Here is a 21732-nt window from a genome sequence, read left to right as displayed (position 1 = left end):
CCACAGCACCCCCATATATCACTTATGATCCGTATTTTTCCCATCCTCCTTGCCGTTGGCTATGCCCTGGTGATGTACCGCTTTTCCGCCTGGCGCACGGCGCGTGAACTCGACGCCAAGTCGACGGAACTTGCTGACCCGGCGCTCAAAGCGGTGAGCGACAAACTGGCGGCAGCACTGGATCTGCCACGCATCCGCGTGAATATTTATGAAGTCGATCCCGTCAACGGGTTGGCTGCACCAGACGGGCGCATTTTCATCACGCGGGGCTTTTACCGGAAATTCACCCAAGGCGAGGTATCCGCGGAAGAAATTGCCAGCGTGATTGCGCATGAATTGGGTCACGTAGCACTTGGTCACTCGCGCCGCCGGATGATTGATTTCTCGGGTCAGAACGCAATCCGCACTATGTTGGCCATGGTACTGGGCCGGTTTATTCCCTTTGCCGGTGTCTGGATTGCCAACATGCTGACGACACTGCTTGCCGCAAGGTTGTCACGTGGCGACGAATACGAAGCGGATGCCTATGCCGCCGCTTTGCTTACTAAAGCGGGCATTGGTGTAGCTCCTCAGATCACGCTTTTCAAAAAACTCGACGCCTTGACGAAATCCGGCGGAGGAACTGCCCCTGCGTGGTTGTTGAGCCACCCAAAAACGGACGAGCGGATTACAGCGCTGCAAAAGCTCCAGCAGCGCTGGCAGAGCGATAGCTAGACAACCGTCCGAAGTGCCTTTGCCAGTCTTGGCAGGCGTGCTTTCTTCAGCAACGGGCGCATTTCCCAGTCTTCGCCCGACAGTCTGCGGGCGGTTTGCAACACATCAGCTGCGGCAGCTTCAATAGCGGCAGGATGGTCCATCCAAAGTGACACAAGGTGACTGTCAGGATCAATCCGCTCTACTCCTTCTTCAGCCAGCGTGCCGCGCGGAAAATCCTTTGTATTCAGCGTCATGATCGCATCAGCGCTCGCATCCACTGCCACAGCCAAAACGTGAATATCATTCTCGTCGGGCAACCAAAGGCGTTGGGCCACATGAGGCGCGGCGGGGCGCGATGCATCAGGCCATGCCGCGTGTAGCAGCGCAATTTCGCTGCGGGCCTGCATCTCACCGGTCGGGCCAATCTTGATCGCCGCGCGGGCCCACTCCTCAATAATGCGTTCGGACCAGATCGGCTCGAACAGGCCAGCGCGCGCAGCCCCCAGCACGATTTCGCGCATCACCGTCGGATAAAGGACGCAGGCATCAATCAGGATGCGCGAAACCATCAGAGGCGGAAGAACAGTGACTTCAGGTATCCGCTTTCAGCCAGTTGAGGCAGTTGCGGGTGATCCGGTCCGGCAAAGCCGGTGTGCAACAGGATCCCGCGTCGCCCTGCCCGCCCGATGCCACGGCTGGACGCCGTACGGAACTGTCCAAGATCCGCCGCATGAGAGCAGGAACACAAGCCAAGGATGCCGTTTTCCGCTACCAGAGGTGCTGCCAGCCGTGCAATACGCTCATACGCCCGCAATCCGGCTTCCAACGCGTTACGCGAAGGGGCAAAAGCAGGCGGATCGCAAATTACCACGTCGAACTGTGCGCCTTCGTTGCGCAAGGCGGCAAGCGTGTCAAAGGCATCGCCCTGACGCGTGGCAAAGCGGTCTGCCATATCCATCGCATCAGCACCTTGTGTCGCCAGCTCAAGCGCCGGAGCGGAGCCGTCCACTGCCAAGGCACTCTCCGCGCCTGCGGCAAGCGCTGCGAGTGAAAAGCCACCGACATGCGCGAAAACATCAAGCACGCGCGCGCCTTTAGACAGCCCCGCAGCAAATGCGTGATTTGGACGCTGGTCATAGAACAGACCGGTCTTTTGCCCTGCCATCAGGTCCGCCATGTAAATGGCGCCGTTCATTGGCACAGGAAGCGGTGCATCGGGTGCCTGACCTGCCAAGACGGATGAAATATCATCCAGCCCTTCCAGCGTACGGGTGCGCCCGCCTGCGTTCTTGAGCACATTGGTGACACCGGTGACGCTCTGAAGTGCGGCGCAAAGCGGCTCGATCATCACTTCGGCCCAAGCGGCATTGGGTTGCACCACGCAGGTATCGCCAAAACGGTCGATCACAACGCCCGGCAATCCGTCCGCTTCCGCATGGATCAGGCGGTAGAACGGCGCATCATAGGCACGGTTGCGCAAGTCCAGCGCACGGGCGATCCGCTTTTCAATCCATGTCTGATCGATGACTGCGTCCGCGTCCTGATCCAGCATACGTGCGATGATCTTGGACAGGGGATTTACGGCAACCACGCCCAAAGGCTGGCGCTCTGCGTCCTCCAGTCGTGCAATGGTGCCGGGTGCTAGGTTCTTGGTCCGGCGATCCACCACCAGTTCGTTGGTATAGACCCAAGGTGCGCCATGCCTGACGGCACGTGCATTGGCTTTGGGCATCATCCGGATGGTGGGCATCGCGGCGGAGTTTGCGGGCTCTGAAGGAGTAAGGGGCGCTGTCATAGCGCCCCTTTAGTCGTTTCGCGCCTCTTGGGAAAGCGCTGAATGTGGATAAGCGGCGCTTAGCCCGCGACGAAGCGGGAAAGTTCCTGCTGGATCACAAGTGCCAGATGATCCGTTACCCGGACTTTCTGTGTCTGGCCTTTGCGGTCCGCTTCCATGGCAGAACGGCCACCCAAAGCGGGCAAATCCGCCTCGATGAAACGCGTCGGCGCAAGTGCCGCGCCAGTTGACGCACGACGGACCGTCAGCTTGAACATGATGTTGTGCACGCCACCAACGGAATAGCGGGTCTTTTCCGTGACCGAATGGAACCGCACCAGTTCGACGTCAAGGATGACAGGGGTGCTACCATCCATTCCCACAGTGCCCCTTTTGAAGGCGGTCTCGAAGATTTCCGTGATCTGAGTGCGGCGGTTCCCCACCGGATCGCCACGCCAAACGATGTCAGCCGAAGGGTAATAGGTGTTTGCTTCGGACACCTTAAGCGCACCCGGGACATTGATGTTGATCGCTTTGACCGTCATGGGCAGCGGGGTCTGGGTCTCAAGCATCGCGGTTGGCTGGAACGGCGCTTTTGGCCTGAGGTCCTGTGCCGACGATGGCTGTGTCGCTTCGAAGGGCGCGTTGCGGGACGCGATATCGGGCATCGCGCCACAGGCCGCAACACTCACGCCCATCGTCAGGGCGGCAATCAGTTTTAATACTCTCATCTCTACCTCGCTTCAGGCGCATCGAGGCACCCGTCTTTTGATTTGCAGGTAGATTGACTAAAGATTGAGGCCAATTTGCGGCTTAATCAGCGGCATTTCGGGGGCAATGTGCGAAGGTCAGTAAAGCGGCAGGATCGAAGCAGAGCAGTGTCAGTTGCGCGGACGTGACCGCCACCCGCCCCGCCTGCGCGGGGCAGCCATACTGGTCAATCCCTCGCCCAGAACCTTTGTCATAGGATGATCAGGGTGCGGTCCCTTGTACTGCGCTAAAAGCGCCCGGATCGCAGTCGCGGTGTCACGCTCCATCGGCAGGCTCAGCGCCCAGTCCAGAAAGATGGTGCGGCATTCCTCTTTCGTGATGCCATCGATCCGGTAACTTTCAAAGACGAGCCCTTTCGGGTCATGAAGATCCCCTTTGATCATGTCGCATCCTCCTGCGGCAGTGCGCCCCTGATCACAGCTGCTGCATCGCTATAGGTCTGTTCCATCTGCGTCGCGAGGGCATCAAGCGTGTCGCAACCAAGCGAGCGGGCGAGAAACCCGGCCCCCGCCTGCCCCAGCGCATCGGTATCCAGAGGGCCAGCAGAAAGCAGGCGTGCGGCGCATTGTAGCTTCCAGCAGCTTTCATAACACTTGGTCAGGGTCTGCGCCGCCGCAGCATTCCACAGGGAGGCGGAAGTGCCTGCGTTGATGCCATCCGCAATCCGGTGCGCGCCCTTTGCGGTGATTAGCGCGGCTGCTTGCGAGGCAAGCTCAATATCCTGCAAGCGCCCTGCGCCGATCTTGGCGTCCCAGGGCCCGGCCGGCGCTTTGGCCTGCGCAATACGCACACGCATCTCTACGACGTCCTGCAATATCGCTGATCTCTCTCGCGGCAGGGCTACAATTTCGGCGCACAGCGCATCGACATCGGCACGGATTTCTTCGGGGCCAGCGATCACTTTGGCGCGGGTCAACGCAAGGTGTTCCCAGACCCATGCCTTTGTCTTCTGATAGCTGTCGAAACTTGCCAGGCTTGTGGCAACCGGTCCCTGATTGCCGGACGGGCGCAGGCGCATGTCTATCTCATAGAGTTTTCCCTGAGACATTGGTGCCGTCATGGCTGTGATCATCGCTTGTGTCAGCCGTGCATAATAGGTGCGCGACGGCAGCGACCGCGGACCATCCGAGGCTTCCTGATCAAGCGGATCGTAAATCACCAGCAAATCAAGGTCCGAGGTTGCTGTCAGACGTCCAGCGCCGAGCGAACCCATACCCAGAATGACCGCCCCACGTCCCGGCGGGGGACCGTATCGTCTCGCAAACTCTGCAGTCACAACAGGCCAGAGCGCGGACAGAACAGCACGCGCCAGATCGGCGTATTGCGCGCCAGCGTCCTGCGCATCCGTGAGCCCGCGCAGCAGATGAACCCCGATGCGGAAATGCCATTCACGCGCCCATCTGCGCGTCCCGTCCAACCGCCCCTCGTATGACGGCTCTGCCTCAAGCACCGCGCTCAGCGCGTCGGTCAATACCGCCTCGCCGGGCCAGTCGTCAAAGAAGTCGCCACCGATGACCGCATCAAGCACCGCCGCATTACGCGACAGATGCGCCGCAAGCGCAGGCGATGTTGTGACCACATCAATGAGCAGATCAGCCAGATGAGGATTGGCCCCCAACAGGGAGAAAAGCTGAACGCCCGCAGGCAGGCCCGCAAGAAAACCGTCAAAGGCCAACAATGCCTCATCCGGCTTGCCAGCCTGCGACAGTCGCGCCAGCAGATCGGGCTTCAGCCGCTCGAAAATCTCCGACGCCCGTTCAGAGCGGAAAGCAGGATAGCTCAGCCATTTCGAGAGAACCTGTTGATCAAAAGCGTGCTCTTGCACCTCAGGTTCCGGCCGCGAACGGGTGGCCGCAAAGAAACCTTCGGTCAGGTCGTGGACGTCTGACAACCGTTTGGTCAAATCCTTACGCAAGGCGTCTTCGTCCATGTCCATCATAGCGGCAAGGCGGGCAAAACCCTCATCGGATTTGGGCAGGTCGTGGGTCTGCGCATCGCGCACCATCTGCAATCGGTGCTCAACCGTCCGGTGAGCACGGTAATGATCGGTCAGCGTTGCGACCACATCCTCGGGCACCCAGCCTTTCTCTCCCAGCACCGCCAAGCTTTCGCAGGTGCCGCGCAGACGCAGATCAGCGTCACGCCCGCCGGCGATCAACTGCCGCGTCTGGGTAAAAAACTCGATCTCTCGAATACCGCCGCGTCCCAATTTCATGTTGTGACCAGGCAAAGTGATCGGCCCGCCAAGCCCTTTATGCTCACGGATGGCCAGGCGCATGTCATGCGCATCCTGAATTGCGGCAAAGTCCAGATGTCTGCGCCAGACAAACGGCCGCAGTGTTTTGATAAAGCGGTCGCCCGCTGCCACATCCCCCGCGCAGGCGCGTGCCTTGATATAGGCTGCACGCTCCCATGTGCGGCCAAGGCTCTCGTAGTACCGCTCAGCGGCCTCCATCGCCATACACACGGGCGTGACCGACGGATCGGGCCGAAGGCGCAGGTCTGTGCGAAACACATAGCCTTCGCCAGTCAGATCGCTCAGCGTGCCGCTCATGCTGCGGGTGGCTTTGACAAAAGCCATACGTGCGTCATGGAAATCGTCAGGTTCAAAGCGGGTTTCGTCAAACAGGCAGATGAGGTCGATATCCGAGGAATAGTTCAGCTCGAAGGCACCCATCTTGCCCATGGCAAGCACGCTCATACCGGCAGTATCCGGCAGATCATCCATGCTCATGCCTGGCACCTTGCCACGGCGCAGATGAGGAGCCAGTCCCGCCCTCAGAGCAGCGCCACAGGCAGCATCCGCGTATTCCGTCAGGGCTGTCGTCACCTGTTCCAACGACCATGCACCGCCCAGATCAGCCAGCGCGGTCATAAGCGCCACGCGCCGTTTGCCCTGCCGTAGACCGTCGTTCACCTGTTCCGGGCCAAGTTGACCTGCGCCGAGGATGACATCCCGCACAGCAGCAGCCGGATCATCTACTGCCTGCAGCAGCCAATCTGTCTCTTTTTCCAACAGGGCCATCAGATACGGCGCGGTCGATACCGCGTTGCAGATCAATGTGCGCACTTCGGGCGCGAGTGCGGGCAGCAAGGCCGCAGCTTCTGCCGCGCGGTCCGAATTGAACTGGCGTGGGACACGGGTAATGAGGGAGGCAAGGGTTGTTGTCATGCCATGATGTTTGCGCCAGTGTGGGCCCATGAGCAAGAGCCTGAAACGAGTACGTGCTGCCTTGGATGCCAGCGGCCATTCCGTCAACATTGTAGAAACAGCACTGGCGCGGACTGCACAGGACGCGGCAACGGCGTTGGGGTGCGCCGTTGACCAAATTGCCAAATCAATCGTCCTGCGCGGCGAACAAAGCGGTGAAGCCGTACTTTTCATCACCGCAGGCGGGCGGCAGGTCGATCTTGGAAAAGCAACAACGCTCGTGGCTGAACCCTTGGGCAAAGCGGATGCGGCTCTTATAAGGGCCCAGACAGGGTTCGCGATCGGTGGTGTCTCTCCTGTCGGGCACATCACGCCCTGTCGCGCATGGTTTGACAAAACACTTCTTCGATTTGAAGAAATATGGGCCGCTGCGGGGACACCACACCATGTGTTCGGCATGAAACCGGCTGAGATGTTGCAGCTTTCAGGCGCGCAACTTTCTGATTTCACTCAATAAACGAAATTAATGTAAAAACCTTTCACATTTACTCTTGTGAAACCCGAAGCAATGCCCATTTTGATTGATGTAAAGGGCATTCACATAAGACCCTTTCCCCACAGCGAGGCCGTCGTCAGGCCTGCACCACGAGAAAGGCTCGACAATGACAACGATGACAACAGACCAGACCTACGCCCCCCGCCCGAACTGGTTCGCCCGCACAGAGATGTGGCTGGATGACAAAGGCAAAGGCGCATGGATCGCCGCGATGGTCCTTGGTTTTATCTTCTTCTGGCCCGTCGGCCTCGCCCTTCTGGCATATATGATCTGGAGTAAACGCATGTTTTCTGGCAAATCCTGTACAAAACGCATGAACCGCACGGTCCTTTCAACCCGCAGCACCGGCAACTCGGCGTTCGACGCCTATAAGGCCGACACACTGCGCCGTCTGGAGGATGAACAGTCCAACTTCGAAGCATTCCTTGAGCGTCTGCGCGAAGCAAAAGACAAAGCTGAATTCGACCAATTCATGGACGACCGCGCCAAGCGCAACGAAACTGCCGCTGAAGCCTAAAGTCAGGCGACGCACAGATATCCATCTGCCTTCCGGCTACCCGTCGGAAGGCCCACTTTTTAGACAAGAGACCAAATATGACCCCCGATCCCGCAACCGACCCGCATTTCTATCAGGGCATCCCGTCCAAGCGCCTGTTGGCGTGGTGTCTGGATACTGTGTTGATTGTGGTGCTTTGTATTATGGTCCTGCCCTTCACAGTCTTCACCGGCCTGTTCTTCTTTCCCTTCCTGATGATGGTCGTGGGGTTCATCTACCGCTGCGCAACACTCGCAAGCGGGTCCGCCACATGGGGCATGCGGTTGATGTCGATGGAAATCCGTCAGGGGGATGACCGGCCCTTGTCCGGCGGCATGGCGATCCTGCACACGGTAGGTTACTCCGTTTCGCTGGCGATGCCGCTGTTTCAACTCATTTCTGTTGTCCTGATGCTGACGTCTGAACGCAAGCAGGGTTTGACGGATATGATCCTTGGCACAGTCGCAATGAACCGCCGCCTCTGACGGCTTTGGCCATGCCATCCCAGATTGATTGGATTTTATTAAAACATCCCTTGGCGGCATGGTGACCCAGCGCTACACTCTTTGTGACAGAGAACGGAAACCATGCGCCACACCCTTCCCCTAACACCACAATTCTACGTAACAGCGCCGCAGCCCTGCCCCTATCTTGAGGGCCGGCTTGAGCGGAAGTTGTTTACCGCGTTGCAGGGCGAGAACGCGAAGGATCTGAATGACAGCCTGTCTGCGCAGGGCTTTCGTCGTTCCCAGAATGTGCTCTACCGTCCATCCTGTGCCGATTGTGCGTCCTGTTTGTCAGCCCGTATCGACGTCTCCGCCTTCCGGCCCAGCCGCAGTCAGCGTCGTGTGATGAACCGGAACGAAAACGTGGAACGCAGGGCCACATCGCCTTGGGCCACAGAGGACCAGTACGACCTGTTTCGCCGCTACCTCGACAGCCGCCACGCTGACGGCGGTATGGCAGACATGGATGTGTTTGAATTTGCCGCGATGATCGAAGAAACGCCGATACGCAGTCGCGTTATGGAATATACCGACAAGACCACTCGCGAGCTTCTGGGCGTATGCCTGACGGATGTCTTGGGTGACGGTGTCAGTATGGTCTATTCTTTCTACACCCCTGACCGGCCGCGTGACGGGTTGGGCAATTACGTGATCCTTGATCATATCGAGATCGCCCGAGATGCGGGCCTGCCCTATGTCTATCTGGGCTATTGGGTGCCCGGCAGCCAAAAGATGGGATACAAGGCCAAGTTTTCAGGGCTGGAAGTCTACATCGGCGGCAAATGGCAGAAGATGCAGGATCCCGAGCAATTCGAGCCCGAGCAGCATCCCCTGAGTAATGATCCGATTGCCGAGCAGGTCGCGAACATCGCCCTGCCCGATATGGCCCGCGCGCGGCGCTAAGTGCGGCTTTCCACCTGACAATCGCAAAGTGAAGTGTAGGCTGCGTCTCGCAGCCAAATTAGCGTGCACAGTCACTGCTCCTTTCACGTCGACATATAAAAAAGGCTGCCCCTGAAGGCAGCCTTTTGTTCTTTGTTCATGTCCCGACTGGATCAGTTCGGGATCAGGTCCGGCACGATGGTCACAATCGCCGGGAAGAACCACAAAAGCGCCAGCCCTGCGACCTGAATGAGCACGAATGGTACGATGCCGCGGTAGATGTGCTGTGTCGTGACGCTCGCCGGTGCAACCCCGCGCAGATAGAAAAGCGCAAAGCCGAAGGGCGGTGTCAGGAAGGAGGTCTGCAGGTTCACGGCAATCATGATGGTCACCCACTTTGGATCAAACGTGCCGCCATAGATCACCGGCCCGACGATGGGCACCACGATGTAGATGATCTCAAGGAAGTCGAGCACGAAGCCCAGCACAAAGAGCACCAACATGACCAACAAGAAGACTGTCAGTTCGTTATCGAAGGATTTCAAAAACTGCTGGATATAGTGTTCACCACCAAAACTGATCACCACAAGGTTCAAGAGCTGTGAGCCGATCAGGATGGTAAAGACCATCGAGGTCACTTTGGCCGTTTCACGCACCACCGGTGTCAAGACGCCGGATGTGTAAAGGATCCAGCACGAGAACAGCAGACCGAAGACCGCATAGAGATACGCGCCGTATGCGACAAAGAAGGCAATCCAGCTTTCTGCACTGACGCCATCCTGATTGATCCGAAGATCAAAGTTCACGCCCACAAGGATGCAGATGATAATCGCCAGCGTCGACCAGATGATCACTCTGGGTGAGCGGTCCTCGTCTTTCAGTTTGCGGTAAGCTGCCAGCATGATGGCGCCACCTGCCCCCAACGCTGCCGCTGGTGTCGGGTTGGTGATACCGCCAAGGATCGAGCCAAGCACAGCAACGATCAGCATCAGCGGCGGGAAAACCACGCGGATCAGTTCGTTACCTGCACAAATTTTGGTCGCGTACACCACACCGTAGAGAAGCAAGGCAAAGGGGATCGCCATCAGCAATACTGTCGCCCCGGCAGAGGTGGTCGGCCCGAGCAGGAGAATATCGACCAGCACAGCCAGCACCGCACCCAAGGCACCGATCACAAGCGGCCGCGCATCCGAAGACGGAGAGACACCGCGCGCTGTTGTCAGGAAAAGCCCCAGGAGAACCAGAAGGATCGCGATGCCCGTTCCGATTGGCGCAGCAGCGTCGATCTTGGCGGCCTGCTTGGCGGCAAAATCGTCCTCGCTCAGCTTTTCGGACTGGGCCAGACCGCCTGCATCATCGATCACCTGTTGTTCGGCCAAGGCACGGTCCCATGCTTCCTGCCCGTGCAAATCAATCATAGACGCTTTGCATTCGTCCCCTACATTGGTGCGCAGGCTGGCGGCTTCACCGATGTCAGAGAAACTGGAAATCGTGGTCGACTGACTGCCGACAACACCCATGTTGCCAAGGAAAATGGTACCGACAACCAGCAGGATTGGCGCGCCAAGGAACCAGGTAAAGGCTTCGCCACGTGTGACCGGCTCTGAGTTGGTCGAGCCCATTTCAACAGGCGGGGCTTTTTCCGGGCGGAACAAGGCATAGCCCAGAGCGTAGAGCGCATAGAGAAGCGCCAGCATAATACCGGGCAACAATGCCGCCTGAAACAGGGTGCCGACCGAAACAACCGCAGGCTCTCCCAGCAGAGTCAAAGCATCCGTACATCCGGCAAGCTGCGCACGCGCTTCCTGCGCAGAGGAATAGAGATCACCCGCAAGCGTGCCGAGCAGAACGATCACGATTGAGGGCGGAATGATCTGCCCCAATGTGCCTGATGCCGCAATGACACCGGTGGCGAGCTCGGGTGAGTAGTTGTTGCGCAGCATTGTCGGCAGGGCGAGCAGACCCATGGTGACAACAGTTGCGCCCACGATCCCTGTGGATGCGGCAAGGAATGCCCCTACAACAACAACGGAAACGGCCAGACCACCGGGCAGCGGGCCGAATACCTTGGCCATACTGGTCAGCAGATCATTGGCAATCTTGGAGCGCTCAAGCGTAATGCCCATCAGGACGAACATGAGAACCGCCAGCAGCGTCTCGATCGACTGGCCTGCCAGAACACGTTCGTTCATGCGGTTCACGATAAAGGATACATTGCGGTCGAGCGCCACTTCCCAACCTGACGGGAATACAGGCTCCGCGATGCGCGGCAGGTCCGGATACCGGAAGAGCGATACCGTATCCTCCTTGACGCCGGAATTGACCAACGCGCGATAGGCGTCAGAAGAGGTGTCGATAGCCTGGTGGATCAGCAAACCAGCACTGTCCATTGCGGCAATGATACCGAATGAGATGATACCGGCCCCGCCAATGGCAAACGCCACGGGAAAGCCCGACAAAATGCCGCCGAAAAGGCAGACGAACACAATAATCAGGCCGACTTCGACCCCGTCCAATCCAAAAAACATCAGTGTGTCCCCTCGTAGGCTTCTTCCCCTTCGCCAAGCGTATCCCTGTCGAGGTATCTATCGGCGGCTTCTTCGCCTTCCATCAATTCGCACCAGCTGCGGTAGAAGATGGCAATCGCCTGCAGGATCACCATGACGCAGAACAGGCACAGCAACACCTTGAAGATGAAGTATCCGTTGAACCCGTTTGGTGAGAAACCGATGGTTTCTACGTTCCATTTCAGCACCCGCGCCTTGCGCAACAACAGCTCAAGACTGTCGGAGGCGGAGGGGTTCGGCGTGACAAGGTGACGCCACATGAAGAACCAGCCGTAAAGCCATGTAACGACAGCGAAAGGGATCATGAAGAACAGAGCGCCAAACATATCGACGATCTTCTTGGTGCGGAATTTCGCGCCCGCATAGAACAAGTCAACCCGCACGTGGCCGCCTTGGATAAATGTATAGCTTACGCAAAGACAGACCACCAACGCATTGAAAAGCTTCAATTCTTCGGCAAACCATGAAATGTCGAACTGCAGCGGAATACCGAAGCCGACAGAGATGTCTGGCCGTGTGAAGATCCGCTGCATGAAAACGATGATGATCTGCTGGATCACCATGATCAATCCTGCCCAGGCAAACAGACGCCCCACACCGTTCCCGAACCACTCCAGCCCCCGCACGACGGCCCACATGATACTGCGGCGGAACATCCCGAGGACAGTCAAAGCGATAAGTGCAAGCGCACAGACAAAGAAGAACTCAACCGATGCGCCATAATAGATAAACCGCATCATTGCCTGGGGATCGGTCCAATTCAGCCAAAGCATCGGCTGAAACAGGGCCGCAAAAAAGTTGTAAAAGGCTTCCAGAAAATTACCCAGAATAAACTGGATCATTCCGCTATCTTGGAATTTATCAAGACAGCTGAGTTTCTCGCCCTCAGCTGCACGGAAAAATCCCGAACATACCACGTCATCTGCCATTGATGTCCCCTCCCCGGATTGCACGCAGGGTTGTCCCTGTCTCGTGCTTGTCAGGTGATGTGTCACCTGTCGTTGATGTGCATCAAGGGCCGCAGTATCGAACTACGGCCCCCAAGCATATTAGATCAAGCGATTAGCCTGCGTTACGTACGCGCTCACGCTGTTCTACGTAGAAGGCGTCGGACTTGGACAGCCATTCCGCGGAAGACGTCAGAGACGCTTCAAAGCTCTCACGTGTTTTCGCAAACAGCTCGTCGCCCATGTTTTCGTCCATGACTTCGGAAGAGGCTTTACCGAATGCATCCCAGACATCGTCAGAGAACTGCATGGTTTTCACACCCTGCTGCTGCAGGCGCGCCAGTGCGGCACCGTTGTTTGCCAGCGTTTCAGCCAGCTGCAGGTGTGTTGTCGCCATTGTTGCGTATGTGATGATCTTCTGGTGCGCTGGTGACAGCTCGTTAAAGACGTCGAGGTTGACAGCCGCTGACAGACCGGAGCCTGGCTCGTGGAAGCCCGCAGTGTAGTACACTTTCGCAACTTCCTGGAAACCGGCGCGTTCGTCCGCGAACGGGCCAACCCACTCAAGACCGTCCAGAGCACCGGAAGAAAGCGCCTGATACAGCTCACCACCCGGGATGTTCTGAACAGATGCGCCCAGTTTACCCAGAACCTTGCCGCCAAGGCCCGGCATGCGGAACTTCAGACCGTTGAAGTCGGCAGCGGAGTTGATTTCTTTACGGAACCAGCCACCGGACTGTGAACCGGAGTTACCCGCCTGGAAGGACTTCAGGTTGAAGATCTCGCCCAGTTCGTTGTGCAGGTCGTGGCCGCCACCGTGGTAGTACCAGTTTGTCAGCTCTTGCGCTGTACCGCCGAATGGAACGGCTGTGTAATACGCATATGCAGGGTGCTGACCGATGAAATAGTAATCAGCAGAGTGGTACATATCGGCCTGACCGGATGATACCGCGTCAAACACTTCAAAAGCGCCAACCAGTTCGCCGGGGGCTTTCTTGTCGATGGTCAGCGTGCCGTCAGACATCTCGTTGACCATTGTGTTCAGATAGGATGCCGCATCGTCCAGCACGGCAAATCCGCGCGGCCATGATGTGACCATAGTCAGTGTACGCTTGCCCTGCGCATAAGCAGGTGCCGCGAGTGTTGTTGCTGCAGCGGCTGAACCACCAAGCGCAGATGTCTTCAGAAATGAACGACGATCCATAAGGTTACTCCTCCCGAGTAGGATGCCCACATGCCGTTCTGTCACGGCTGCAGGTCGTTTCAAGTGTGCGTACATTAGCGACGGCGACAGAAAGGGAAATACCTAGTACTACGTAGAAGCGCCGCAGAAGCGGGCGATCTTGTTGTTTTTCTGCGGAATTTGAGCGCTGTGATGCCTCAGGGTGCACTCTGTTAACGCTCACACGCCGCCCTGCCCTTTGCATTGCGCAGGAAACATCGTATCGAATCATCCATGCGCCGCTTGCTGCCTTCCTTTGTCTTTACCTATGCGCAAAAGCTAACGCTGCTCGCCGCGATCCCGCTTACCCTGGCCGTGGCCGCCATTGCGACGCTCGTGGCGCTTCAGGCCCGCGCCCTGGCAGAGCGCGAGATCAGCACGCTGGAAACACAATTGATCGAGGCCAAGAAAGCGGAGCTTCGCAATTATGTGACGCAGGCGCGCAATGGGTTCTATTTCATCTACGGCAATGCCGCCCCCGACGATGAAGAAGCCAAAGAGCGTGTCGCACAGATCTTATCCGCGATGATCTATGGCGATGAAGGACAGTTCTTTGTCTACGATTACGATGGCACGCAGTTGGTCAGCCCGCGCCAGACCGAGCGGATCAATCAGAATTGGGCCGGATTGACCGACAGTGCCGGCACGCCTGTGGTCGACACGCTTATCCGCATCGCGCGTGATGGCGCGGGATATCACAGCTATCTTTGGCCCAAGCCGTCCACAGGCGAGGAAGCGCGGATGATTACGTATGTGACATCATTTCCCTCCTGGCAGTGGGCCGTGGGAACAGGTGTGTTTATCGACGATGTACTAGCGTCGGTAGCAACAGCACGCGCTGACGTCGAACAGCGGGTACAGCGGACTTTTGTCTACATCGGGGCGATTACGCTCACTGCTTTGCTGGTCGTCTTCGGCACTGGCATGGGCGTGAACCTGCGGGAAAGACGCCTCGCGGATGCCAAACTGAAGAAGCTGACCGAACGGGTGTTTGACGCGCAGGAAGAAGAACGCGGACGAGTAGCGCGGGAATTGCACGACGGGATCAGCCAGATCTTGGTTGGTGTACGTTATGCGCTCGACAATGCGCGGCGCAGGTTGGAACGCGGCGACGAACGTGCAGCAGAACCGCTGGCGAAGGGTATCGACAGCCTTGGTGACGCGATCATCGAAGTCCGCCGCATCAGCCGCGACTTGCGACCGGGTGTTTTGGACGACCTTGGTCTTGGTCCCGCAATCAAGACGTTGGCCGATGACTTTCAGGCCCGCACCGGCATTATCTGCGTTTTTGAAACGGTCGTTTTTCGCAACCGGCTTGATGAAGAAGCAAAGATCGCTCTCTACCGGATCGCTCAGGAAGCACTGACCAACGTTGAGCGCCATGCAGGCGCCGACCGTATCGAGATTGCCCTGCGCGGACACCGGCGCGGCGCGACCTTACTGATCCGTGACAACGGGCGCGGCATCGGCGCGGGACGCTCTGCGGCCACATCGGGGCTTGGCCTGCGCAATATGCAGGAACGGATGGAGCAACTGGGCGGCAGGCTGGTCATTTCGACCAACAAAACCGGAATAAAACACAAGCATCAGGGCACCACTATTGAAGCCACGGTGCCGTTGAGCCATATGCTGCCGCCAGAAGACACAGAACATCCCAAGGTTGCGGCCCAATGACTTCTCTCGTGCGCGTATTGATTGTCGACGATCACCCCATGGTGGCCGAGGGCATCCAGTCTATCCTCGAAAGCTATGACGATATTGATGTGATCGGCACGCTCAGCACCGGCCGCGAAGTGATCGACCAGCTGGATAAACTGAACCCCGATGTCATTCTGATGGATTTGAACATGCCTGATATCGGCGGGCTAAGCGCCACCGAGATCGTGCTGGAACGTCGCCCCGGAACACGGGTGGTCATCCTTACCATGCACGACAACCCCGAATACATCGCCTCTGCCTTGAGCCATGGCGCTGTGGGCTATCTGCTGAAAGACGTGCCGACCGACGAAATCAAACAGGCAATTGACGTTGTGATGGATGGTGAAAAGTACCTATGCACCGGTGCGCAGGGATCGATCGCCCCCAAAGCCAACGGCGCACGCGAGGCGTTGACCGAGCGCGAGCAGACGATCCTGCTGCAGCTGGCACAGGGTAAATCCAACAAGCAGGTGGCAGGTGCGCTGGATATCTCTGTGCGCACGGTGGAAACCCACCGCAAAAATATCAAGCGTAAGCTGGGCATTTCCAGCACCGCCGGTCTGACACGCTACGCGATGGAGCATGGCGTGCTGCAGGGTACAGGCGCCCGACTGTAAGCAGACGGGCAAGTGACGCGAAGCGCTGATATTCTCAACCATTCCATTGCCTTTGCTTGTCCTAATGTGGCGGGTCCCCTTTCGGGCTTCCCCCACCGAGACACCTGACATCAGTTGCCATCAACTATTTCGAAGAAAAATTGGGGGTACAGACCGATAAAACCAGCATAGATTTCCGCTTTATGTCGCGAGAAACAAATCGAACGAAATAAAATGTCTCAAAAACACCATCTCGCGACATTTTTCCTGCCTTTTCGAGGTTGACGCCCCCAAGAACCCCTCATAATGTCCCCGGACGCATTAAGGAGCCTTTGGGCATGACTGAACTAGTCGTCATCGTAGGACACACGCGCATGGGCCGGTAACGGTACACCATAATTCGACCCATGCGCCCCCGACACACTCGGGGGCTTTTTTATGCGCAACGCAAATGACCGCCCACAACGGAGCAAGACCATGACACGCAAAATGACCGGAGCCAAAATGATCGTCCAAGCCCTGATCGATCAGGGTGTGGATACCGTCTTCGGATATCCCGGCGGCGCTGTCCTGCCGATCTATGATGAAGTGTTCCAGCAGAATGCGATCAAGCACATCCTTGTGCGCCACGAGCAAGGCGCCGTCCACGCTGCCGAAGGCTATGCGCGGTCAACGGGCAAGCCCGGCGTTGTTCTTGTGACGTCCGGCCCCGGTGCGACAAATGCCGTAACGGGTCTGACGGATGCATTGTTGGATTCCATTCCGATCATTGTTCTGACCGGTCAGGTCCCGACGTTCATGATCGGCTCTGACGCGTTTCAGGAAGCCGATACCGTTGGCATCACCCGCCCCTGCACCAAGCACAATTGGCTTGTAAAAGAGACAGACAAGCTTTCGGGTGTGATCCATGAGGCGTTCCATGTCGCGACCTCCGGCCGCCCCGGCCCTGTTCTTGTGGACATCCCCAAGGACGTGCAGTTTGCGACCGGCACCTATACGCCCAAGGCACCCTCCACCTCCCATTACCAACCACAGCTGAAAGGCGATCTGGAAGAAATCACCGAACTGGTCGCCGCAATCGAAAAGGCCAAGCGCCCGGTCTTCTATACAGGTGGCGGCGTAATCAATTCCGGCCCTGCTGCGTCACAACTGCTCCGCGAGTTGGTGGAAGCTACGGGATTCCCGATCACCTCCACGCTGATGGGGCTTGGCTGTTATCCTGCGTCGGGTGATAAATGGCTCGGCATGCTGGGGATGCATGGTCTGTATGAGGCCAACATGGCGATGCACGACTGCGATCTGATGATCAACATCGGCGCGCGCTTTGATGACCGCATCACCGGCGTTGTCGATCTGTTCAGCCCGAAGTCCAAAAAAGCCCACATCGATATTGATCCGTCCTCCATCAACAAGGTGATCCGTGTTGATATCCCGATCATGGGTGACGTTGGCCATGTGTTGGAAGATCTGTTGAAGATCTGGAAAGCGCGGGGCCGCAAGACCAACTCCGAAGCTGTGGCCAAATGGTGGAAGCAGATTGAAGAATGGCGCGCTGTAGATTGTCTGAAGTTCACGCAAAAAGGCAAGACGATGAAGCCGCAGTATGCTTTGTCTCGTCTTGAAGCGCTGACCAAGGACCATGATCGCTATATCTGTACCGAAGTCGGACAGCACCAGATGTGGGCTGCGCAGTATCTGGGTTTCGAGGACCCGAACCGTTGGATGACATCCGGTGGCCTGGGAACAATGGGATATGGATTTCCGGCCTCCATCGGTGTGCAGATGGCGCACCCCGAAGCGACCGTGATTAACGTAGCTGGTGAAGCGTCATGGCTGATGAACATGCAGGAGATGGGCACAGCCGTCCAATACCGCCTGCCCGTCAAGCAATTCATTCTGAACAATGAGCGCCTTGGCATGGTGCGCCAGTGGCAGGAGCTTCTTCACGGCGAGCGGTACTCCCAAAGCTGGTCGGAAGCCCTGCCTGACTTTGTGAAATTGGCCGAAGCCTTTGGTGCCAAGGGTATCTTGTGTTCGGACCCTGATGATCTTGATGATGCGATCATGGAGATGCTGAACCACGACGGTCCGGTTATCTTCGATTGTCTGGTGGAGAAGCACGAGAACTGCTTCCCGATGATCCCGTCAGGCAAAGCCCATAACGAGATGATTATGGGTGAAGATGTGGATACACAGATGGCGATCGACAAGGACGGCGCGGTGCTGGTCTAGCGGAATTTCATACGCGAAATTCACCGGGGCTTTTCGCAAGCCCCGGAGCCCCCTCTTTAAAGGACGAACAAAATGTCAGCTCTAAAACTAAAAAAAGGCTCTTCCAGCCACTCCGCCTACAACCTACGACCCAACTTCTCTGATGTGGTTGAGCGTCACACCCTTGCTGTGTTGGTCGAAAACGAACCCGGCGTACTGGCCCGTGTCATCGGATTGTTTTCCGGTCGCGGGTACAACATCGACAGCCTGACGGTCGCCGAAGTCGATCATACAGGACATCTGAGCCGGATCACCATTGTCACCTCCGGCACGCCTCAGGTGATTGAACAGATCAAAGCGCAGTTGGGAAGAATTGTGTCAGTCCATGATGTGCATGACCTGACGGTTGAAGGCAAAAGCGTCGAGCGCGAACTGGCGATGTTCAAGGTCGCAGGCAAAGGCGATCACCGCGTTGAAGCCCTACGTCTTGCCGATATCTTCCGCGCGAATGTGGTCGACAGCACTTTGGAAAGCTTCGTGTTCGAGATCACAGGTGCGCCCGAAAAGATCGATGCATTTGCTGATCTGATGCGGCCTTTGGGGCTGACGGAAGTGGCGCGCACAGGTGTGGCTGCACTGTCGCGCGGCGACTGACGCAAGCCCCATACATCATCTGAAAACAAATGCGGGCGTACTTTTATGGGGCCGCCCGTTTACATTGAACAAACTGTGCGCGGGATTAACCGTTCAGCAAACGCCGACCTGTCCTCATCGGGATCGTCTTGGGTCTGAAAGGGACAACATCGCCACCGGACGCATGGTACACCTCTGCGGCGACGTGATCTTGTGCTGTTGATCTCAAATGGTCTTGAAGACCGCGACAGACTTTCTGCTGCACCACCTGAGCACAACTGGCGCGGCGCATGTTTCCGTCCAGCGTCACTTCGAACTCAACCATGTCACCTGCTGCAAAAAATGCAGGCGCCTGATGCGCGTCAGCGAAACCGTCAAAGTATGCAAGATCGCCATGATCTTCGCACCAAAAGACTGCTTTCTGATCATCAAGATCACTCCAAAGTACTACGCCCATCATACCTTTTACGTTCCTTTCCCGCTTTCGAGATTTTATTGGCTGTTAACCTTTATATTTAAGGTGCCGTGTCATGGCACGTGTGGGTTTGTGTCTCTGCAAATGCGGGTTTGCAGCTATGCGGCGTCAAACCTGTTGCTTATCAGCGTCAACTATGGTGTCCTAAGTCCACTAAAGATGCGAAAGGCTTTTTTGGCAAATAGCGTCCATGAGCAAAGGGCACATATGGCGGCAGCGAATCAATCTCCGGCGGAGCTGCGCAGCATGTTTGGCGCAAATCTCCGGCTGTTGTCGCTCCCCTACTCTTCTATCTCCGACCTGTCGCGCCAGCTAGGGATCAACCGGACGCAGTACAACCGTTATCTCAACGGCGAAAGCTTTCCTCGTCCTGATGTGCTTTCGCGTATTTGTACCTTCTTCGATGTTGACGCCCGTGTTCTGCTTGAGCCTGTGGACCAAATCGCGTCAGCCCGCAATTCCAACACGTCCTCATACCTGAAGAATTACGTGTATGCCGGCGCGGAAGATGTGCCGACCGATATATTCCCGAGCGGGTTCTACCGGTTCACCCGACGCAGTTTTACGATGGAAGATGTTTTTATCAGCGGGTTGGTCTACATATTCCGCAAGGATTCACAGACCTTCTTGCGCGGATATGAAACCAAAAAGGCGATGACCCTGCAGGATTTCCCGAATTCCGCTGAAGCCAGAGAGTTCCGTGGTGCCGTGATGCAGCAAGAGTCGGGTATCGTCTTTATCGTCTCGCGAAAGAACGCCATGACGTCCTCTTTCAACTATATCAGCCGCGTTCCTTCCTTTGAGAATAACTTCTGGGTCGGATACGTCACCCGTACCGTACCAGAGAACCAAAACGGTTTGCGCGCGACGCGCATGGTGTTCGAGTATGTGGGCAAAAGCACTGCGGTCGCGCTGCGGACCGCGCGCAAATCCGGCTTCCTCAGCCGCGAGGAACTGCCCACCTTTCATCGCCGCCATTTGCAACCTGATCTGCCGTTTTCCTGATCACATGATGTCGCCTGTGATAAACACGGGTCGCTGACGGAAACGAATTGCGATGCGGTCAATCTATACTGATGGGATCATCAGGAGGATTGATCATGGGATACCCGACGACTGATCTGAGCACCGTGCGCCGGCCTATTGCTTCTGCCAATGGCTTGCCCAACGCCCACTATATCGATCCGGAGGTCTACGCCGAAGAGCGTCAAGCCGTTCTCTTTGACAATTGGGCAGGTCTTGGCGTCGGTGCAGATGTCCCCGAGATCGGGGATGCGGTGCCCGTCACGTTTCTGGGAATGTCGCTGCTTATGGTGCGCGACAAAGCAGGTCAGGTCCGCGTCTTCCAGAACATATGCCGCCACCGCGGTATGATCCTTGTTGACGCCGCGAGGAAAATCGAAGGCGCGATCCGCTGCCCCTATCACAGCTGGTGCTACAGCACCGACGGACGTCTGGTCAGCACGCCGCACGTCGGAGGGCCTGGCCAGAACACGCATGAGGGGATCGACCGCGCACTGCTCGGCCTGATCGAAGTCCGCAGCTACATCTGGATGGATGTTGTCTTTATCAATGTCTCTGGCACCGCCCCTGCCTTCGAGGACGTAAATGCGGACCTGATGGCGCGCTGGTCGGAATTCAACCAGCCCTTGCACCATGGCGGTGCCGACAGCCGCTTTGTGCTTGAGGTTAACTGCAACTGGAAACTTGCGGTGGAAAACTATTGCGAAAGCTATCACCTGCCTTGGGTACACCCTAGCCTGAACACCTATTCACGGCTCGAGGACCACTACCATATCGAAGCACCGGATCAGTTCTCTGGTCAGGGCACATTGGTCTACCGGCAACTGCGCGACGAGGCCGGTGGGGTGTTTCCCGATTTCGACGCGCTCAGCGACAAATGGGATACAGCTGCGGAATACATCACCGCCTACCCCAACGTCCTGCTGGGTGTGCACCGCGATCATACCTTCGCGATTGTGCTGGTCCCTCTAGGACCGGACCGGACGCTTGAGCATATCCATCTTTATTATGCTGCTTCTGATACGTCACCGGAATTACGCGACAGAAACACCAGCCAGTGGAAGGACGTGTTTTCCGAAGATGTGTTTGTCGTAGAAGGAATGCAGCGGGGACGACACGCCGTTCATTTTGATGGAGGGCGTTTTTCGCCCGCGATGGATGGGCCTACCCATCTGTTCCATGACTGGGTCGCAGGTCAGCTGGAGCGACACCGCACACCGGCTCATGCTGCGGAATGATGGCATCGGAAGAAATGGATAGAGCCCTGCTGGCTGCGCATGCCCATGGCGATACCGAAGCGCTGATCAGCTACTACACACTAGCCGCCGATCACGCTCAATCCCCTGACGAAGAAGGATTCTTCCTCACGCAGGCCTATGTCTTTGCATTGGAAAGCAACCATTCATCGATACCAGCCCTGCAGTCGCGCCTGATTAAAAGCGGGCGGGAGCAAGAAGACACTCCGCCACGCCTGCCATTCAGGTAATTC

At 57.1% G+C, this 21732-nt stretch carries 20 protein-coding genes; 12 read left to right on the top strand and 8 right to left on the bottom strand.

Going from position 1 to position 21732, the window contains the following annotated elements:
- Positions 1-24: 24 nt before the first annotated feature.
- Positions 25-714: a M48 family metalloprotease gene (locus tag Z946_RS0102190; protein WP_025054111.1), complete on the top strand. Its 690-nt coding sequence runs from the start codon at positions 25-27 to the stop codon at positions 712-714.
- On the opposite strand, the gene Z946_RS0102185 is transcribed toward Z946_RS0102190, so the two are convergent.
- The 5 genes from Z946_RS0102185 to Z946_RS0102165 all read right to left on the bottom strand — a co-directional run bounded on the left by Z946_RS0102185 (position 711) and on the right by Z946_RS0102165 (position 6413).
- Positions 711-1265: an RSP_2648 family PIN domain-containing protein gene (locus tag Z946_RS0102185; protein ID WP_025054110.1), complete on the bottom strand. Its 555-nt coding sequence runs from the start codon at positions 1263-1265 to the stop codon at positions 711-713. The two genes, Z946_RS0102190 and Z946_RS0102185, sit on opposite strands and share 4 nt — an antisense overlap.
- Positions 1265-2491 carry an RSP_2647 family RNA methyltransferase gene (locus Z946_RS0102180; protein ID WP_025054109.1) on the bottom strand — a complete coding sequence of 409 codons (1227 nt, stop codon included), beginning with the start codon at positions 2489-2491 and terminating at the stop codon, positions 1265-1267. The genes Z946_RS0102185 and Z946_RS0102180 overlap by 1 nt, the downstream gene beginning before the upstream one ends.
- 59 nt (positions 2492-2550) lie before the next feature.
- Positions 2551-3201, bottom strand: a complete 651-nt coding sequence (locus tag Z946_RS0102175; protein ID WP_025054108.1) for a DUF6778 family protein — start codon at positions 3199-3201, stop codon at positions 2551-2553.
- A 150-nt stretch (positions 3202-3351) separates the two neighbouring features.
- Entirely contained in the window at positions 3352-3624 is a 273-nt protein-coding gene (locus Z946_RS0102170) for a hypothetical protein (protein ID WP_025054107.1), read from the bottom strand.
- Positions 3621-6413 carry a [protein-PII] uridylyltransferase family protein gene (locus tag Z946_RS0102165; RefSeq protein ID WP_025054106.1) on the bottom strand — a complete coding sequence of 931 codons (2793 nt, stop codon included), beginning with the start codon at positions 6411-6413 and terminating at the stop codon, positions 3621-3623. The genes Z946_RS0102170 and Z946_RS0102165 overlap by 4 nt, the downstream gene beginning before the upstream one ends.
- A gap of 28 nt (positions 6414-6441) precedes the next feature.
- Here Z946_RS0102165 and Z946_RS0102160 point away from each other — a divergent pair, with 28 nt between their 5' ends.
- From Z946_RS0102160 to Z946_RS0102145, 4 genes are all read left to right on the top strand, one after another.
- Positions 6442-6909, top strand: coding sequence for a YbaK/EbsC family protein (locus Z946_RS0102160; protein ID WP_025054105.1), 468 nt, complete (start codon positions 6442-6444; stop codon positions 6907-6909).
- A gap of 145 nt (positions 6910-7054) precedes the next feature.
- Positions 7055-7465, top strand: a complete 411-nt coding sequence (locus tag Z946_RS0102155; protein ID WP_025054104.1) for a DUF2852 domain-containing protein — start codon at positions 7055-7057, stop codon at positions 7463-7465.
- 77 nt (positions 7466-7542) lie between these two features.
- On the top strand, positions 7543-7968 hold the full coding sequence (locus Z946_RS0102150) for an RDD family protein (protein ID WP_025054103.1): 426 nt from the start codon (positions 7543-7545) through the stop codon (positions 7966-7968).
- 102 nt (positions 7969-8070) lie between these two features.
- On the top strand, positions 8071-8892 hold the full coding sequence (locus Z946_RS0102145) for an arginyltransferase (protein ID WP_025054102.1): 822 nt from the start codon (positions 8071-8073) through the stop codon (positions 8890-8892).
- Positions 8893-9044: 152 nt separating this feature from the next.
- Here Z946_RS0102145 and Z946_RS0102140 read toward each other — a convergent pair whose 3' ends face one another.
- The 3 genes from Z946_RS0102140 to Z946_RS0102130 all read right to left on the bottom strand — a co-directional run bounded on the left by Z946_RS0102140 (position 9045) and on the right by Z946_RS0102130 (position 13589).
- Complete coding sequence (locus Z946_RS0102140) at positions 9045-11399, bottom strand: TRAP transporter large permease subunit (RefSeq protein WP_025054101.1); 2355 nt, start codon at positions 11397-11399, stop codon at positions 9045-9047.
- Complete coding sequence (locus Z946_RS0102135) at positions 11399-12367, bottom strand: TRAP transporter small permease subunit (protein ID WP_025054100.1); 969 nt, start codon at positions 12365-12367, stop codon at positions 11399-11401. Before Z946_RS0102135 ends, Z946_RS0102140 begins: the two co-directional genes overlap by 1 nt.
- 133 nt (positions 12368-12500) lie before the next feature.
- Positions 12501-13589 carry a TRAP transporter substrate-binding protein gene (locus Z946_RS0102130; RefSeq protein WP_025054099.1) on the bottom strand — a complete coding sequence of 363 codons (1089 nt, stop codon included), beginning with the start codon at positions 13587-13589 and terminating at the stop codon, positions 12501-12503.
- A gap of 252 nt (positions 13590-13841) precedes the next feature.
- Here Z946_RS0102130 and Z946_RS0102125 point away from each other — a divergent pair, with 252 nt between their 5' ends.
- From Z946_RS0102125 to Z946_RS0102090, 7 genes are all read left to right on the top strand, one after another.
- Complete coding sequence (locus tag Z946_RS0102125) at positions 13842-15281, top strand: cache domain-containing protein (RefSeq protein WP_025054098.1); 1440 nt, start codon at positions 13842-13844, stop codon at positions 15279-15281.
- On the top strand, positions 15278-15922 hold the full coding sequence (locus tag Z946_RS0102120; RefSeq protein WP_025054097.1) for a response regulator transcription factor: 645 nt from the start codon (positions 15278-15280) through the stop codon (positions 15920-15922). Before Z946_RS0102125 ends, Z946_RS0102120 begins: the two co-directional genes overlap by 4 nt.
- Positions 15923-16378: 456 nt before the next feature.
- Positions 16379-18133, top strand: a complete 1755-nt coding sequence (locus Z946_RS0102115; protein WP_025054096.1) for an acetolactate synthase 3 large subunit — start codon at positions 16379-16381, stop codon at positions 18131-18133.
- 72 nt (positions 18134-18205) lie between these two features.
- A complete protein-coding gene (gene ilvN, locus Z946_RS0102110) occupies positions 18206-18766 on the top strand; it encodes an acetolactate synthase small subunit (RefSeq protein ID WP_025054095.1) in 561 nt (186 codons plus the stop codon).
- Between the two features lie 214 nt (positions 18767-18980).
- On the top strand, positions 18981-20225 hold the full coding sequence (locus tag Z946_RS21925; RefSeq protein WP_311733216.1) for a helix-turn-helix domain-containing protein: 1245 nt from the start codon (positions 18981-18983) through the stop codon (positions 20223-20225).
- 95 nt (positions 20226-20320) lie between these two features.
- Complete coding sequence (locus Z946_RS0102095) at positions 20321-21481, top strand: aromatic ring-hydroxylating oxygenase subunit alpha (protein ID WP_025054092.1); 1161 nt, start codon at positions 20321-20323, stop codon at positions 21479-21481.
- Positions 21478-21729 (top strand): hypothetical protein, encoded by a 252-nt coding sequence (locus tag Z946_RS0102090; protein WP_241461284.1) that lies wholly within the window; start codon positions 21478-21480, stop codon positions 21727-21729. Before Z946_RS0102095 ends, Z946_RS0102090 begins: the two co-directional genes overlap by 4 nt.
- The last annotated feature ends 3 nt before the right edge of the window (positions 21730-21732 follow it).

The sequence above is a fragment of the Sulfitobacter noctilucicola genome, assembly GCF_000622385.1.
Classification (GTDB): domain Bacteria; phylum Pseudomonadota; class Alphaproteobacteria; order Rhodobacterales; family Rhodobacteraceae; genus Sulfitobacter; species Sulfitobacter noctilucicola.
Note: the sequence above shows the minus strand (reverse complement) of the source record. Positions and strands in the feature narration are given on the sequence as shown.

Coding starts and splice junctions, on each gene's coding strand:
- Z946_RS0102165 (WP_025054106.1), bottom strand. CDS start 6,413: ATGACAACAACCCTTGCCTCCCTCATTACCCGTGTCCCACGCCAGTTC.
- Z946_RS0102155 (WP_025054104.1), top strand. CDS start 7,055: ATGACAACGATGACAACAGACCAGACCTACGCCCCCCGCCCGAACTGG.
- Z946_RS0102175 (WP_025054108.1), bottom strand. CDS start 3,201: ATGAGAGTATTAAAACTGATTGCCGCCCTGACGATGGGCGTGAGTGTT.
- Z946_RS0102180 (WP_025054109.1), bottom strand. CDS start 2,491: ATGACAGCGCCCCTTACTCCTTCAGAGCCCGCAAACTCCGCCGCGATG.
- Z946_RS0102095 (WP_025054092.1), top strand. CDS start 20,321: ATGGGATACCCGACGACTGATCTGAGCACCGTGCGCCGGCCTATTGCT.
- Z946_RS0102090 (WP_241461284.1), top strand. CDS start 21,478: ATGATGGCATCGGAAGAAATGGATAGAGCCCTGCTGGCTGCGCATGCC.
- Z946_RS0102190 (WP_025054111.1), top strand. CDS start 25: ATGATCCGTATTTTTCCCATCCTCCTTGCCGTTGGCTATGCCCTGGTG.
- Z946_RS0102160 (WP_025054105.1), top strand. CDS start 6,442: ATGAGCAAGAGCCTGAAACGAGTACGTGCTGCCTTGGATGCCAGCGGC.
- Z946_RS0102135 (WP_025054100.1), bottom strand. CDS start 12,367: ATGGCAGATGACGTGGTATGTTCGGGATTTTTCCGTGCAGCTGAGGGC.
- Z946_RS0102170 (WP_025054107.1), bottom strand. CDS start 3,624: ATGATCAAAGGGGATCTTCATGACCCGAAAGGGCTCGTCTTTGAAAGT.
- Z946_RS0102130 (WP_025054099.1), bottom strand. CDS start 13,589: ATGGATCGTCGTTCATTTCTGAAGACATCTGCGCTTGGTGGTTCAGCC.
- Z946_RS0102140 (WP_025054101.1), bottom strand. CDS start 11,399: ATGTTTTTTGGATTGGACGGGGTCGAAGTCGGCCTGATTATTGTGTTC.
- ilvN (WP_025054095.1), top strand. CDS start 18,206: ATGTCAGCTCTAAAACTAAAAAAAGGCTCTTCCAGCCACTCCGCCTAC.
- Z946_RS0102145 (WP_025054102.1), top strand. CDS start 8,071: ATGCGCCACACCCTTCCCCTAACACCACAATTCTACGTAACAGCGCCG.
- Z946_RS0102115 (WP_025054096.1), top strand. CDS start 16,379: ATGACACGCAAAATGACCGGAGCCAAAATGATCGTCCAAGCCCTGATC.
- Z946_RS0102150 (WP_025054103.1), top strand. CDS start 7,543: ATGACCCCCGATCCCGCAACCGACCCGCATTTCTATCAGGGCATCCCG.
- Z946_RS0102125 (WP_025054098.1), top strand. CDS start 13,842: ATGCGCCGCTTGCTGCCTTCCTTTGTCTTTACCTATGCGCAAAAGCTA.
- Z946_RS0102185 (WP_025054110.1), bottom strand. CDS start 1,265: ATGGTTTCGCGCATCCTGATTGATGCCTGCGTCCTTTATCCGACGGTG.
- Z946_RS0102120 (WP_025054097.1), top strand. CDS start 15,278: ATGACTTCTCTCGTGCGCGTATTGATTGTCGACGATCACCCCATGGTG.